We start from the raw sequence: 15,502 nt of genomic DNA, 5'->3' as shown, positions 1-15,502 counted from the left end.
TGTCGTTGATGTCAGTAAGTCGCGGGACCGTCGGCACCAGCCGGTTGCAGATTGAGCAAGGCGGGGGCGAGAAAGCTGCCGATCAGCACGCCGATTTCCTCATGCCTCTTCGTGTACCAGCTTTCGACGTGGGTCATGTTCATCGTGCCGACGCAGACCCCGCCGTACGCGATCGGGATGTTCAGGATCGATCCGAGCCCCATGGCGGTCATCACCGCGTGATCGTCGAACGCGTCGCGAATTGCTTGCGCGGTTTCCGCGCGGAACGGCCTGAGGTCCTGCAAGATCTGTCTCGCCCACGCGGTGCCGCGCTTCTGCTTGCGCCCGCCAAGCGGATAAACCGCCGGCATGTTGGTATAGACGCGCTCGACTTCGTGCTGCCGCGCATCGTAGGACATGATCGTGAACAGCCTCGCCCCGATCGCGCTCGCCGCCACCGCGTGCACCGCGCGGAAAATCTCGGCGGGTTGATCCTTGACGCGAAGCGCCTTGGCGAGACGTTCGAGGTCCGAGAGTTCCAGCGCGTGCTGCTCGATAAGATCTTCTTGCATAGTCCGTGTGCCGGTTTGAGAAATGACGAAGGCTCAGCCGCGCATTTCGGTGGAGTTGAGCGGGGCGCGGACGTCCAGCGCCGCTTCGGCGCTATCCACTTCGATATCTTCGAGCGAGCGGTTGCGCGTCTCGACGCCCAGGAAGAACACCACGCAGGCCCCGATCAGCAGGACTGTCGTGGTCATCGTGAACACACCGAGGAAACCCAGCTCCGGATAGACGAGGCCGACCAGGATCGGCGCGCTCACCGAACCGATCCGGCCGAACGATGACGACGAACCGGTACCGGTCGCGCGCACAGTCGTCGGGAAGACCTCCGGCGTGTACGCATAGACCCCGGCGAACGCGCCGTTCATGAAGAACGACAACGCGATGCCGGCTGCCATGATCTGTATGCCCGTGTGCGAGAACGCCAGCGTGATCGCCGACACTCCGCCCAGCAGCATGTATGACGCCACGACTCCCTTGCGGCCGATCCGTTCATTGAGCCACGCCGCCGAGAAATAGCCCGGAATCTGCGCACCGTAGATTGCGATCGAATAGCCGAAGCTTTTCGTCATCGTGAGCCCTTCCTTGAGCAGCAGGCTCGGGATCCACGAAAAAAACGAGTAGTACGCGAACGCGACCGCAAACCACATCATCCAACTGACCGCCGTCGTGCGTGCGAGCCGTGGCGACCACAGCGTCAGCACGTTGCGCAACGCGCCGGCGTTCACAGGTGCGGACGCGGGAATCGCAACGAGGGAAGCGACGGGCGCCAGCGCGATGCCGCGGCTTGCAAACCACGCTTCGATATCGCTCACGATACGGTTCGCTTCGCCGCGTCGCCCCTGGCTTTCCAGCCAGCGGGGCGACTCGGGCAGCGTCCTGCGCCACCACAGCAGCATCACGACCGGCAATGAAGTCGCCACGGCGAGATATCGCCAGCCATCGTCAAAATTGCGCACCACGGTGAAGCCGAGAATCGACGAGCCCAGATAGCCGAACGACATGAACCCGACCAGTGCGCCGCAAAAGATGCCCCGGTAACGCCGGGGCACGAACTCGGCCAGAAACGGCGCGATCACCACCGTCTCCGCACCGGAGCCAAAACCCGCGACGATGCGCAACGCGAAGAACGTGTGCCAGTCGGAGGCGGCGGCGCTCGCGAGCGACGCGGCGCAGTAAATCGCCAGCGCCGACATCATGATGCGGCGGCGGCCGATCACATCGGCGAGCACGCCCGAGAGGAACGCGCCGAAGAAGTAGCCGATATAGGTGCTGCTCGCGACGAGGCCGCTCTCGGCACTCGTCAGATGCCACAGCTTGCTCACGACCGGCAGCAGGAATGCAAGCGATGAAGAATCGAGTCCATCGAACATATACCCCAGCCCGCCGATGAGCAGGAGCTTGCGATGAAAGCCCGAGATCGGCAGTCGTTCAAGACGGGCGGCGACAGCAGACACGGCGTTTCTCCTCAAGGACACGTAGGTGGTTGGCGGGCCGCGAAACTTATCGGCCGACCGCGTAGGCCTGCATCTGACGCGGCGTTGCCGCGCCCCGCATCAGCCCGTTTCTGATCCCGACCGCGCAGACGCGGCCCAGCGCCCAGGGTTCGGCCACGTTCAGGTCATGTCCACGCGCGCGCAAGCCGGCAAGCGTGTGCTCCGGAAAGCGGGACTCGGCGGACATCTTGCCCAACTGCATCGAACGCGGGTAAAACGAGCCGGGAAAGTGCGCGGTCTGGAACGACGGCGCGTCCGCGGCCGCCTGGAAGTTCATGCCGCCGTGCACGTGTCGCAGGAACAGCTGAAGCGACCATTGATCCTGCTGGTCGCCGCCCGGTGTGCCGAAAGCCGCGTAGGGCATGCCCTCGCGCGTGACCAGTGTCGGCGACAGCGTGGTGCGCGGGCGGCGTCCCGGTCCCAGCGACGACGGCAAGCCCTCTTCCATCCAGAACATCTGCGCCCGCGTGGTCACGTTGAAGCCGAGACCGGGCACGGCGGGCGACGCCTGCAGCCAGCCACCCGACGGCGTTGCCGAGACCATGTTGCCCCAGCGATCGACGACATCGAGATGAACCGTGTCGCCGCGTAGTTCAGGCAGCGAGGCGAAGGTCGGCTCGCCCTGGCCGGAGCCGCCGGATTGCTCCTTGCCGGCATTGGCCAGGATCAGCGCGGCGCGCCGTTCGCTGTCGCCGAGCATGCCGGGACGGAATTCGAACGACGCGCGAGCTGGGTCGATCAGCTTGCGGCGTGCGTCGTTGTACGCGTCGCTCAGCAGCGTATCCATTGGCACCTGCGCGAACCTGGGGTCGCCGTAGAACACTTCACGATCGGCGAAAGCGAGCTTCGAGCACTCGATCACCGTATGCACGAAGTCGGGCCCTAGCGGGTCCATCGCCGCCAGATCGAAGCCCTTCAGCAATGCGAGCTGCTGCAGGAACATGGGCCCCTGGCCCCAAGGACCCGTCTTGTGAACGCGGAAGCCTGCGTAGTCGTATGAGACCGGGTCTTCGTAAGTCGGCTGCCAGCGCGCGAGATCGTCTGCATCGAGCAGGCCGCGGTTGCGCTGGCCGGACGTGTCGAGCACCGGGGTCGAGCGGAAATACTGGTCGATCGCATCGGCCACGAAGCCGCGATAGAAGACTTCGCGTGCGCGTTCGCACTGCTCGGCGCGGTCGGCGCGCGTTTTCGCTTCCTGCAGGATGCGCCGGTAGGTCTGCGCGATCGCCGGATTCGCAAACAGCCGGTTCGGCATCGGCGCATCGCCGTCGCGCAGCCATTGCTCGGCCGACGTGGGCCATTCGGTCTGGAAGAAATCCTTGATGGCGAGGATCGACGACGTCATGCGCGGCAGCACCGGATAGCCGTTCTCCGCATAGCCGATCGCATAGCTCAACACGTCTTCCAGCGGCAGTTGGCCGTAGTCGCGCAGCATCGCCATCCACGCGCCGAATGCGCCGGGCACCACGGCCGGCAGCAAGCCCGTGCCGGGAACGACTTCGAGCCCCATCCCGCGCATGCGCTCGATGGTCATCGCCGCCGGCGTCACGCCCTGGCCGCACAACACGCGCACCCGGTCCTCGCGCGCACTGTAGAACACGACCGGCAGCTCGCCGCCCGGACCGTTCAGATGCGGCTCGACGATCTGTAGAACAAACCCGGCTGCGGCTGCGGCGTCGAACGCATTGCCGCCCTTTTCGAGCACGGCCATGGCCGACGCGCTGGCCAGCCAATGCGTCGAGGCCACCATGCCGAATGTGCCAATCAGTTCCGGACGGGTTGTAAACGACATGCTCGACTCCTTGTGCGGCGAATTGCGATGATCTGGCGAACCAATCAATAAAGGTTCAGAAAAAATAACGTGTCAGGGTACGGCTTACAGCGCTGAACTTCACCCGGTGTTAACCCGAAATATCTGCGATATTACAAGATCAAAAAGCGACATCCAACGATCCAGCGCGAAACCGCCGCATTCTGCTATGGTTGATACCAATTCACATTGGTTCACGCGACACATGGAAAACTCAATGCTGGACGGCCTGCGGCAATACATTGCCGATCATCAGCTTCGGGACGGCGACGCGCTACCGCCGGAACGAAAGCTCGCCGACGACCTTTGCGTCAGCCGGCGGGAGCTGCGCGCCGCGCTGGCCACGCTGGAGGCGGCCGGGCAGGTGTGGCGTGGTGTCGGACGCGGCACTTATCTCGGCGCGCGGCCGCTGAAGTTTGCGCCCACCCTGCGCGGCCTTCGCGCGGGCGCGAGTCCAGCGGACATCGCGGAAATGCGTCTGCTTTTCGAGCCTGCGCTCGCCGGGCTTGCCGCGACGAAAGCGAGCCGCGACGATCTGCTGGAGCTGGAAAAATGCGCGCGCAAGAACGCCGCAGCGAAGAATGACGACGAGTGGCAGCAATGGGATCACCGGTTTCACTTGCTGATCGGCCAGTCCACGCGCAATCCGGCGCTCATTGCGTTGATGGAAGTGATCAACGGCATGCGGGTCAAACCGGCTCTGCGCGAGAAGACGGCGGCCCAGACGACGCGCCAGTTTTTCGCCCAGCAGCATCAAGCCATCGTCGGCGCCATGAAGGCCCGTGACGGTGAAGCGGCGGCCCGGGCCATGCGCGAGCATCTGCTGAGCGTTCAGGGACGCGCATCCGCGGGGCGGGACGATGCCGTCGACAGCGACGCCTGACAGCTCTGAATACGGCTGCGAAGCTCACGGAGCCCCGGAGCGGGTTCTATGGAAATAATCAGGGAGACAAGCTAGAGTTCGAACAGACAAACGGACTCGTCCGGCATGCAGTCTTTATCAGTCGCTTTCCCGTCTTACTCGTAGAACGCGTTTATCAGATCGCGGCGCATGGGCGCTGCGGCATGCAAGCGTCAAGTCAAGGGGAATAACAGATGAGAACGATCGCCGCATTGGCGGGCCGGGCTGCCGCAAGCGTGTTCACCCGCTCCCTTCCAGGCGGCGCAATGCCGGGCCTCTGCGGGTCGTCTCATGGCGGCGCGCCGGTCATTGCGCAGACGTTCCCACCACCCGCTCCCAATATGCATGCCGCTCTGATCCGCGCTTTGTCGCGCGGCTTTCGGGCAGGTTGCCTCGCCGCATCGGCCGGGAGCAAGTGATGACGCCGTTCGATTTGCTCAGGGAACGCCGTGCGCTGGGCCGCACGGCGCGCAAGGAGACGCCGCGCAGCGCGCATGCCAAAATCGGCAACACCCATCGCGACCCGGTCGATCTGTTGCGCGAGAACAGTCTGGGACGCGTCGAAGCCCTCGTTCCGCTACGCTACGGACGCATGCTTGCATCTCCGTTCACGTTCTATCGGGGCAGCGCGATCATCCAGGCGCATGATCTCTCGACCACCGCCAATAGCGGGTTTCATTTCCAGATATGCGGCGATTGCCACCTGATGAATTTCGGCGGCTTCGCGACGCCGGAACGGGCGCTCGCTTTCGACATCAACGACTTCGACGAAACGGCGGTCGGCCCGTGGGAGTGGGACCTCAAACGCCTGAGCGCCAGCCTTTGCATTGCGGTCAGGCACCTCGGCCACGGCGACAGACTCGCCGACGAGGTGGTGGCGCTCGCCGTGCACAGCTATCAGTACTGGACAGAGCGGTATTCGGCGATGAGCCCGCTCGAACTCTGGTACGAACTCATCACGTTCGACCGTCTCGAACGGATCGTGACCACGGACGACTCGCGGCAACGCATTCGCAACCTGATCGAAAAAGCCTCGCGCCGCACTCACGACACGATGCTCCCCAAGCTCGCCAGCCGTCGCGAAGGCATCTGGCAGATTCGCGACGCGCCGCCTTGCATCTTCCACGTGCACGGCAAGACCACGCTTTTCACGCACGACGACGACTGGCTCGGCCTCGGCGACTGGCGCAAGCTGATGGGGCCGATCTACAGGCATTATCTGAAGTCCCTCGGCGAGGTGAGGTGCAATCTGCTCGCGCACTTCGAGATGCACGATGTCGCGTTCAAAGTGGTCGGCGTCGGCAGCGTCGGCACGCGATGCCTGATTCTGTTGATGGTCGATCCCCATGAGAAGCCGCTCTTCATCCAGTTCAAGGAAGCGTCGACCTCCGTCATCTCGCGCTATTTCGACGCGCCGGCGCCGAGGCATCACGGCCACCGCGTCGTCCACGGCCAGCGGCTCATGCAGGGCGCGACCGATCCGTTCCTGGGCTGGAGCTCGGGTCCGTTCGGGCGAACCATTTACGGGCGCCAACTACGCGACATGAAGATCTCAGCCACGCTCGAGTTGTTTCAGAAAGATACGTTCCGCGACTACGCAGGTCTGTGCGGCTGGGTGCTCGCGCGAGCGCACGCGAAAGCGGGGGGGCAGGCCACGGAGGTGGCCGGCTATCTGGGCAATGGCGACCAGATGGCGGAAGCGCTCGTCGGCTATTCACGCGCTTACGCCGATCAGGTGGAACAGGACTACGAAAGGTTCCGTCACGCGTGCCGCAGCGGTCGACTCGAAGCGCGCACCGATGCCGACATGGCGGCTGATTTCGTCGCGTGAAGCGTTCGCGGCACAATGGTCTGGAGTTCCGTAATGGCAAAGTGGCGCGTGGTCCTCGCGGTCCTGGTGCTGGCGCTGTTGTCGGCTTGCGTGGGTCTGCCGCCGCAGACGTCGCGCATCGAAACGCATGCGATCGAACCGTCGGACAGCACCCGCCTTGGCGCGGCCTTTACGCCGCAGGAGCGGCTGCACCCGGACCAGACGGCCTTTCACCTGCTGCCCGACGGCGTCGACGCGTTGCTCAGCCGCATCGTACTCGCCGAGGCGGCGGATCGCACGCTCGATCTGCAGTACTACATCTGGCATGACGATCTGACGGGCCGGCATCTGGCGAATGCGGTGCTGCGCGCGGCGGATCGCGGCGTCAGGGTGCGCGTGTTGCTGGACGACCTCGGCACCGGCGCGGACGATCAGGTGCTGCTCGCCATCGCCTCCCATCCGAACATTCAGATACGGCTGTTCAATCCGGTCGCGAGCCGCCGCTTCAAAATGCTGGGCACGGCGTTGGAGTTCAAGCGGGTGAACCGGCGCATGCACAACAAGTCGATCATCGCCGATAACGAAGCCGCAATCGTCGGCGGGCGCAACATCGGGGACGAATACTTCAACGCGTCGAACGACGTGTCATTCGGCGACCTCGACGTGCTGACGTATGGCGCCGTGGTCCGCAACATCTCCACCGCGTTCGACGAGTTCTGGAATTCGGACGCGGCCTACCCGATCGAAAACCTGACAGGCCATCCGGCTGACCCCGACGCGCTCGCCGCCCATCGCACGCTGCTCGCGGCATTCATCGAGTCGCAACGCGACACGCCCTACGTCACGCAGGCGAGGCAGCGCTATGAGGAAACGCTGAAGCTGCGCGACATCGATGTCTCCTGGGGGAAAGCGACCCTGCTTCACGACGATCCCGCGAAAATCACGCGCTCTCCGGACGATCCAACCGGCCATCTGCTGTCGCAGCTCAAGACCTTGAGCATCCAGCCGCAAAAGGAGATGCTCATCATTTCACCCTACTTCGTGCCCGGGAAAGCAGGCGTCGCATGGCTGCGCAAGGAAACCGGACGCGGCGTTCGCGTCACCATCCTCACCAACTCGCTGGCGGCCACGGACGTGTCGGCCGTGCATGCGGGGTATCAGCGTTACCGCATGGCTCTGCTCGATGCGGGCGTGCACCTCTACGAGCTGAAGCCCGTCGCGTCCGAGGATCACGCGAAAAAGAAGTCGCTGTTCGGTTCGTCGAAGGCCTCGTTGCACGCCAAGACCTATGTGTTCGACAAGTCCAGCATCTTCATCGGCTCGATGAATCTCGACCCGCGCTCGATCAGCCTGAATACGGAGATCGGCGTGTATTGCGAAAGCCCTGCGCTCGCCGCGCAGGTGGTCAATGGACTCGAACCGAAACTCGACCAGATTGCCTGGCGGGTAGAAGAACAGCCCGATGCCAACGGCGAGACGCGGATCGTGTGGATCGAGACCACCGCCACCGGAACGCAAACGCAATTCGACGAGCCGGGCGTGTCGGCCCTCAAGCGCACCGGCATCTGGTTCCTCGGCCTGTTGCCGATCGAATCGCAACTATAGCGCCAGGGATGCGCCGACGCGTTGCGGCGCTTGCGCGATCAGCAGCAACGCGGCGCCGGCGAATCCGCTCGCGATATGTTTCAGCGCGTGCCCTGCGAACAGATGACCCGTCAATGCCCATATCTGCCAGTCGAGACTTTCGAAGATCTTCGCAAGCCCATAGAAGACGATCACCATCGCCCATGCGACCGGCGCATCGACCTTGCGAGCGACGGTCATGCCGACGACGACGGCCAGTCCGCCGAACTGCAATATCGCATAGGGCCAAAGGCTGTCGAAGGCAAGCCAGTATTCGATGGTGCCGAGCGATACCGCAATGAGGATCAGCATCTGCACCCAGCCCACGCGCTGTCTGGTCACCGAGGTCCAGAGCATCGCAAGGATGCCGGCAAATACGATCGTCATCGGCAATCGATCCCACACCAGCGACGCATCCGAAGGCGCCGCATGATAGTAGGCCGAGCCGAACGCTGTGAGGATCAGGCCGGGGCCCGCGACCACCATCGCGGGAAACTGGAGCGGCGGGCGTGACGCATGCCGGATCACCCACCTGAAATTGACGAGACCCGCAGCCAGAATGACGAGGTTCGACAGCACGTCCGAAGCGTTGGGAAGCATCCCCAGTGAGCGCTCATCAGCGAAGTGGTGATAAGACGCCGGCTGCGAAAGCGGCCATACGAACTGCAATACCGTGCCGAGCGCGAAAAGCAGAACACTGCCAAGCAGCAAGCGGGATATCTTCACGTTGCTCGACTCCGGATAGTGCGAAACGCTCCACCGATATCAGGCGAACCCGTATCTGCGACAGAAATGACGCGTTATTGCCAATTCCGGCAATCCGCCAGTCATAGTATTCTGATCGCACAATGCAAGGCGCCGGATTGGGCAGGAGTGAACAGACCGGCTGCCCGTCGCACGTCATCGCTGCGGTCTTGCCATGTTTGCCAGTTCACTCGATGTACTCATTGTAGAACCAGACGGATGGTAATGACCTGAAGGAAGTTATGGACCGTATGCGATCGTTGAAACACGAATTGTTCCACTCGATTCGCCGATCCATCGGCGCGATTTCAGCGTTGCTGCTTTGCGCGTGCGTACTAACGGGCTGTGCGCTGCCATCGCTTGAAAATCGCACGGAGTCGAGCGCGTTGACGCCCTCGCAAGCCGCTTCCACGAATCTCGGCCGCGCCGTCGCCCTTGGGCTTGCAACCCATGCGGACTTCACGGGCATCTATCCGCTCTCGGATGCGCATGTGGCGTTTGCGGCCCGCATGGATCTGATCCGCTCGGCGCAGCGTACGCTCGACATCCAGTACTACATCTGGCGCAACGATCTGACCGGCACGCTGCTGCTCGAAGAACTCCATGAAGCCGCCGATCGCGGCGTACGGGTGCGCCTGCTGCTGGACGACCTGGGCATCCCCTCTTCTCTCGACCCGACGCTGGCCGCGCTCGAAGCGCATCCGAACATCGAAGTTCGCCTGTTCAATCCGTTCGTGGTTCGCAAGCCCAAATTCATCGGCTTCCTGACGGACTTCTCCCGCGCCAATCGACGCATGCACAACAAGTCGATGACCGCGGACAGCACGACGACCATTCTCGGCGGCCGCAACATCGGCGACGAGTACTTCGACGCCACCGACGGGGTCGTCTTCGCGGACCTCGACGTGCTGGCGGTCGGACCCGCCGCGGCCGACGTGGCCCTGGACTTCGACCGCTATTGGGCGAGTGCGTCGGCCTATCCGGTCGAGCGGATCGTGGCGCCCGCGGACGCGGGCCGGCTCGACGAGCTTGAACGCAAGGCAAAGGCCATCGAACAGGACCCGGCAGCCGAAGCCTATATGGACGCGTTGCGCGGTCCACATGTCGTGCAGAAGATGCTGGACCGGACGTTGCCGTTCGAATGGGCAAAGACGGAGCTGATTAGCGATGACCCCGCGAAAGGCCTGAACAACGCGCCTCCGGAGGCGCTCATTTCGCATCAGTTGAGGGAAGTGCTGGGCGAGCCGACGCATGAACTCGATCTGGTGTCGCCGTATTTCGTGCCGGCCACATCGGGCACGCAGTACCTGACCGGGCTCGCTGCGCGCGGCGTCGATGTGCTCGTGCTGACGAATGCGCTCGAAGCGACGGATGTCGCCGCGGTACATTCCGGCTACGCGAAACGGCGCGTCGAACTGCTGACCGGTGGCGTGCAGCTGTACGAATTGCGGCGCTCGCCGATAAGCCATCACAAGAAAGAACAGTCTCCGGGGCCATTCGGCAGTTCGGGCTCCAGTCTGCATGCGAAAACCTTCACGGTGGATTCTCGCCGGGTATTCGTGGGATCGTTCAATTTCGATCCGCGCTCGGCGCATCTGAATACGGAGCTCGGGCTCGTGATCGACAGCCCTGAACTCGCCAGCCAGATCGAAGCGACCTTCCTCGCGCTCGTTCCGCAAGTCGCTTATTCGGTGCGGCTCGACGAGCACGGCAAGCTCTATTGGATCGAGCGGAACGGCGACAAGGAAATCCGCCATGAGACGGAGCCCAATACGACCTGGTATGCGCGGCTGGGCGTGTGGATGCTGTCCATTCTGCCGATCGAATCGCTTTTGTAATCGCCTTTGTAGTCACGCTTGTAATCACTTTTGTAACCGTATTTTTCGGTCACTTTTGTAAGCATCACGCTGCGAGTCATTGATCGTACGCATTTCGATCCGGCGCAAATCCGATCTTCAGTCGGATGGCGAGCGTTCTCATTTCCCTTTTTATCCCGCCTATCTATACTGTCTACTCGGCGCCGCACCGAAAGTCCGAAAACTATCTGGGGGGATCGATGTTCTCTCGCAAGCCGGGCAATCAAGAAGACTCCGCTCATCCGTTCGCCTGCTTCTGCCAGAAGTCGGAGATCGAATTCGTGAACAACCGGATCAGCGCCGATCTTTCACGACGTGGCTTTGTCACCGGCATGGCCGCCTCCATGCTGACACTCATCCTGCCGAAGCTCGCGAGTGCGCAAACTGCGCCTCTACCCGCCAGTCCCACCCGCCCTGTCCTCTTTACGAACGTCAGGCTGTTCGATGGAAAATCCGGCACCTTGCGCGACGGCCTCTCTGTGCTCGTGGACGGCAATCGCATTCACAGCGTGACACCAGGCAAGCCGGCGGTGGCCGACGGCACGCAGATCATCGATGGCGGCGGCCGGGTGCTGATGCCCGGCCTCATCGATATGCACTGGCATGCGATACTCGCCGCGCTGCCGCTACAGACCGCGCTGACCGCCGACATCGCCTTCCTGCATCTGGCCGCAAGCGCCGAGGCCGAGCGCACATTGATGCGCGGCTTCACCACGGTGCGCGATGCGGGCGGCCCCGCGTTCGCGTTGAAACAGGCCATCGACCAGGGAATCATTTCGGGCCCGCGCATTTATCCGTCCGGCGCGATGATCACCACCACAGGCGGTCACGGCGACTTCCGCTCGCTTGCGGATATCCCCAGATCCGGCGGCAAGCTCAGCAGTTCCGAGCAAACGGGCGGCAGCATCATCGCGGACAATGCCGATGAAGTGCGGCAGCGTGTGCGCGAACAGTTCTTGCAGGGCGCCTCGCAAATAAAAATAGTGGGCAGCGGCGGCGTTTCCACACCCCGCAGTCCATTGGACATGCTCACTTTCACCGAGCCGCAACTGCGCGCGGCCGTCGAGACCGCTACGGATTGGGGCACCTACGTGATGGTGCACGCGTACACGCCGCAGGCAGTCCAGCGCGCCATCGCGGCGGGTGCGCAGTGCATCGAGCATGCTCATTTGATGGACGACGCGACAGCCGCATTGATGGCGAAGAACGGCACATGGCTGAGCATTCAGCCATTCGTCAGCGAAGCCGACACCGTTCCGCTCACCGGGCCCAGCCATGAGAAGATGCTCGAGGTTTTGGCGGGCACCAATAACGCTTATACGCTGGCAAAAAAACACGGGATCAAAACGGCATTCGGCTCTGACATGCTGTTCTCACCCGTGCTCGCCGCGCGTCAGGGCACGATGTTGACGCACCTGCTGAGCTGGTACACGCCCGCCCAAACGTTGAAGATGGCGACGGCAGCCAACGGCCAGCTGCTTGCGCTGTCGGGACCGCGCAATCCGTATCCCGGCAAGCTAGGGGTGATCGAGGACGGCGCGATGGCCGATCTGTTGCTGGTCGACGGCAATCCGGTCGAGAACCTCGCGCTCCTCGCCGATCCGTCGAAGAATCTGGTCGTCATCATGAAAGACGGGACGATCCACAAGAACACGCTCAAGGTGTGAGAACTCGCAATGGCCGGGCAGTGCGCCGCGCCGTTGCGAGCCTTACGAGAAGCGCCGCTGAGCCGCCACGTGATCGAAACGATCAGAAACGTCGGAAATCCCGGTCGCGCAAAGGATCGGGGCCGCGCTGCGTTTCACGCAAAACCCCGCTGTTGTCGAACGAAAAGCTGAAAAGCATGTGCCAGATGTTGTTTTCCACGTAGCGATACGACCAGACTTCGCGTTGTGAAAGCCGGAAAAAATTGGTTTGCGCAGGCTGGCCGAAATTGACCAGCACATCTTCACGCGTCCATATCCCTATTTGCGCACGATTGAATTCGCTGATCTGCAACACTTGACGCACGTTCACGATCTTGCCGGATGAGTCGATATCGGCGGCGACTGTCGTCGTGCCCATCGGCTGGGTGGGCCACATGAGCCACCGCCCGCCATCCGGCAATTGATGAACTTCGCGCGGCGGCCCCATGCGCGCAATGATCGCCGACTAGTCCTGGCCGGCCTGAAATTGCTGCCACGGCTGGACACACGCTGCCAGCGTCAGCGCCGCAACACAGATCGCCACCGCGCGACGCACAGGCAACGACACACGCGCCGCTGGCGCGGCGGAGGCGGCAACACGAGCGAGAAAGGCGCGCATGAGTTCCTCCGGTTACGTCGAGTAGCGCAATGAGCGGTGTAAACACACCAAAGCTCTCCGCGTTGCCGGTTCCGTTCGCGAGTCACTCCCACACTGCCTGTGTGTGCCGGGGATGACGCCCGGCGTGCCGCCATCGATCAGGCTCGAAGCCCGATGGTCGCCAGTCGCATTCGTGGAAGAACTGCGATCACTGCACGAGCCGGGCCCTCAGGCGCGAGTATTCGTCTTCCGAGATCGATCCCGCCGCCTTCAACCGGTCGAGTTTTTCTAATTCGTCCGCTGCGCTGAAGCCAACCACCTGGCGCAGATCTTCCCTCATCTGTTTGGCGCGCGCCTGCTCGCGCTCGGCCATCCCACGGTGTTGCGTCAGCAGGTAGGCGAAGATGCCGATATAGGGCAACACGATAAGCAGGATCACCCAAAGAACTTTGCGCCATCCCGACACATCATGACGGCGAAACAGGTCGCTCGCCACCGTTATGAACAACCAGAACCACAGGATGAACATAAAAACGGAAAAGATGTCGGCCAGAAAATTCGGGAATGTGAAACCACCGTCAAAGAGCATACTTGTTCTCCAGTCATTCGGATTGCGATTGAAAGGCGTAACAAAATATCTAAGTATGGTCACCCGCTACGGACAGCTCCCGTGGTCAGCGCAGTGGCGCTGGCAATTTACCACGAGAGCGAGTTCGCATTCCATCTCCTCATCGGGCTTTTCTCCGCTTGATACCCAACCCTTAAACTTTATAGCCTATATCCGCAGCGTGACGCGAAGTTTTTTAGCCCTGGAATCTGGCTCGATGGTTAGCACCGCTGTCAATCGCGAAACTGTTAAATCAAACTTGCGCTACAACACCATGCGCACGATGCAAGCTCAGGCCGGTAATGATGCACTGGCGATATGCCGTTTCATTCGTTGCGCCTGCCGGTAGACCGTCTGCATCAGCAGTGCGGTATTGCGCGAAGGCGGAGAGAACTTCGAATAGACAAACGTCGAAACCAGTTCGAGTTCTTCGATCAGCGGGCGGATCACGCAATCCTGTCCGTGCGCTGCGAATTCGTCGACGACCGCGAGTCCGAGGCCGCCTTTCACCAGCGCCATGGCCTGATCGGCACGCGTGACATCCACGATCGACTGCAGTTCTACATTCGCTTGCTGGCACGCTTGCACGATCATCGTGCCGAACGGAATGTCGCGCCTGAAGAGGATCATAGGTTCATCCACCAGGTCCGCTAAGGCAATGCGCTGCTGGTCGGCCAGACGATGGCCCGGCGGCACCGCGGAGACCATCCGGCCGCGCATGAACGGCACCACGTCGAGATGTTCGTGTTCCATTGGCGTGGAGGACACCGCGACATCGACGGCCTTGCTCAGCACTTCGAGCGGCATTTCGGCCATTAGCGTGGTGTGCCAGTCCACGCTGAGGCCCGGCAATTGCCGCTTCAATTCGACGATCGCGGGCGCTACGATCGACATCGCCAATGACGGACTGCAGGACACCCGCAACAGGCTCGCGGGTCCGAGCGACAACGCCCGCGCAAACTCGTCCACGCGCAACGCCGCCTGATACACCTGCTCGACTTCCCTGAAAAGCGCCTGCGCCTCCGCCGTCGGCACGAGTCTGCCCTTGGCGCGTTCGAACAGACGCAGCCCCGAGGTGGTCTCGGTGTGAGAAACGAGCTTGATGACCGCCGGTTGCGACACATAAAGCATTTTCGACGCCGCATTGATCGAGCCGGTCAGCATGACCGCCCGAAACACCTCCATCTGCCTGAGCTTGAACCGCATGCGGCCTCCAGAACCCGTATCGGTCGGTATTAACTAAAAGTTATAGGTAACTGAAACTCGGCATACGACAGCCGGATGACATCTATCTAGTATCTGCTCACAGGGAGACAGCCCGCCCCGAACTGCTCGCCGGGCGCCGGCTCGCCGCGCGTGAAACGCGCCTCGACATGGGCAAACCGGCGAGCCGCGAAGTCCGCCGACAAGCAAAACGAAGGAGACACGATGAATCAGGCAACTCCGTCAGGCGTCGCTGCAATCGACGCCGGCATCAGCGCGCGTCGAACGCGCACCCGCTTCGGCATCCTCGCGCTGCTGGCGGTCGGCACGATGATCAACTATCTGGACCGCAGCGTCGCCGGCATTGCCGCGCCGAGCGCTCGCGTGGATGATCGTCGCGGACATCGCGCCGAATGGTTTGCTGGGACTCACCGGCGGTGTGTTCAATCTGTTCGCCAATGCTGCGGGGATCGTCACGCCGCTGGTGATCGGCTTGATCGTCAACGCCACGGGTTCGTTCGTGTACGCGTTGGCCTTCATTTCAGCCGTCACGCTCGCCGGCGCGCTCTCATACCTCTTCGTAGTCGGCGACATCAAACGCATCGAACTGCGCAACACCATTTCTTAAC

General features: G+C 62.3%; 12 protein-coding genes and 2 pseudogenes. 6 read left to right on the top strand and 8 right to left on the bottom strand.

The annotated features are described in order from the left end of the window. Positions 1–11: 11 nt before the first annotated feature. From PQR02_RS08450 to PQR02_RS08440, 3 genes are read right to left on the bottom strand one after another with little or no spacing between them, the layout of a single operon-like run. Entirely contained in the window at positions 12–551 is a 540-nt protein-coding gene (locus PQR02_RS08450; RefSeq protein ID WP_408228250.1) for a GAF domain-containing protein, read from the bottom strand. Positions 552–584: 33 nt separating this feature from the next. Continuing rightward, entirely contained in the window at positions 585–1,997 is a 1,413-nt protein-coding gene (locus tag PQR02_RS08445; RefSeq protein WP_408228247.1) for an MFS transporter, read from the bottom strand. A gap of 46 nt (positions 1,998–2,043) precedes the next feature. Beyond that, entirely contained in the window at positions 2,044–3,828 is a 1,785-nt protein-coding gene (locus tag PQR02_RS08440; protein ID WP_408228244.1) for a gamma-glutamyltransferase family protein, read from the bottom strand. 223 nt (positions 3,829–4,051) lie between these two features. On the opposite strand from PQR02_RS08440, the gene PQR02_RS08435 reads away from it, so the two are divergent. From PQR02_RS08435 to PQR02_RS08425, 3 genes are all read left to right on the top strand, one after another. Further along, the gene (locus PQR02_RS08435) at positions 4,052–4,729 is read left to right on the top strand and encodes a FadR/GntR family transcriptional regulator (RefSeq protein ID WP_408228413.1); all 678 of its coding nucleotides are present in this window, start codon (positions 4,052–4,054) and stop codon (positions 4,727–4,729) included. Positions 4,730–5,165: 436 nt separating this feature from the next. Beyond that, positions 5,166–6,578 (top strand): DUF2252 domain-containing protein, encoded by a 1,413-nt coding sequence (locus PQR02_RS08430; protein WP_408228241.1) that lies wholly within the window; start codon positions 5,166–5,168, stop codon positions 6,576–6,578. A gap of 33 nt (positions 6,579–6,611) precedes the next feature. Continuing rightward, positions 6,612–8,162, top strand: coding sequence for a phospholipase D family protein (locus tag PQR02_RS08425; RefSeq protein ID WP_408228238.1), 1,551 nt, complete (start codon positions 6,612–6,614; stop codon positions 8,160–8,162). Here PQR02_RS08425 and PQR02_RS08420 read toward each other — a convergent pair. Further along, the gene (locus tag PQR02_RS08420) at positions 8,157–8,906 is read right to left on the bottom strand and encodes a hypothetical protein (protein WP_408228235.1); all 750 of its coding nucleotides are present in this window, start codon (positions 8,904–8,906) and stop codon (positions 8,157–8,159) included. The genes PQR02_RS08425 and PQR02_RS08420 overlap by 6 nt on opposite strands. Positions 8,907–9,175: 269 nt before the next feature. Between PQR02_RS08420 and PQR02_RS08415 the strand changes: the two genes are divergently transcribed. Both PQR02_RS08415 and PQR02_RS08410 read left to right on the top strand, forming a co-directional pair. Beyond that, positions 9,176–10,762, top strand: coding sequence for a phospholipase D family protein (locus PQR02_RS08415; protein ID WP_408228232.1), 1,587 nt, complete (start codon positions 9,176–9,178; stop codon positions 10,760–10,762). 218 nt (positions 10,763–10,980) lie between these two features. Next, the gene (locus tag PQR02_RS08410) at positions 10,981–12,447 is read left to right on the top strand and encodes a metal-dependent hydrolase family protein (RefSeq protein ID WP_408228229.1); all 1,467 of its coding nucleotides are present in this window, start codon (positions 10,981–10,983) and stop codon (positions 12,445–12,447) included. 82 nt (positions 12,448–12,529) lie between these two features. Here the strand turns inward: PQR02_RS08410 and PQR02_RS08405 are convergent. The 4 genes and pseudogenes from PQR02_RS08405 to PQR02_RS08390 form a co-directional block, all read right to left on the bottom strand. Continuing rightward, positions 12,530–13,084: pseudogene (locus PQR02_RS08405) on the bottom strand (hypothetical protein). A gap of 187 nt (positions 13,085–13,271) precedes the next feature. After that, positions 13,272–13,592 carry an SHOCT domain-containing protein gene (locus tag PQR02_RS08400; protein WP_408228226.1) on the bottom strand — a complete coding sequence of 107 codons (321 nt, stop codon included), beginning with the start codon at positions 13,590–13,592 and terminating at the stop codon, positions 13,272–13,274. 369 nt (positions 13,593–13,961) lie between these two features. Then, complete coding sequence (locus tag PQR02_RS08395; RefSeq protein ID WP_408228223.1) at positions 13,962–14,876, bottom strand: LysR family transcriptional regulator; 915 nt, start codon at positions 14,874–14,876, stop codon at positions 13,962–13,964. A 240-nt stretch (positions 14,877–15,116) separates the two neighbouring features. Beyond that, a complete protein-coding gene (locus PQR02_RS08390; RefSeq protein ID WP_408228425.1) occupies positions 15,117–15,278 on the bottom strand; it encodes a hypothetical protein in 162 nt (53 codons plus the stop codon). Here PQR02_RS08390 and PQR02_RS08385 point away from each other — a divergent pair. Further along, positions 15,250–15,501 (top strand): annotated as a pseudogene (locus PQR02_RS08385) (MFS transporter); the annotation flags it as partial. The gene PQR02_RS08390 and the pseudogene PQR02_RS08385 overlap by 29 nt on opposite strands. Position 15,502: the final 1 nt, after the last annotated feature.

It is taken from the genome of Paraburkholderia sediminicola, assembly GCF_046026895.1.
GTDB classification, from domain to species: domain Bacteria; phylum Pseudomonadota; class Gammaproteobacteria; order Burkholderiales; family Burkholderiaceae; genus Paraburkholderia; species Paraburkholderia sediminicola_C.
Note: the sequence above shows the minus strand (reverse complement) of the source record. Positions and strands in the feature narration are given on the sequence as shown.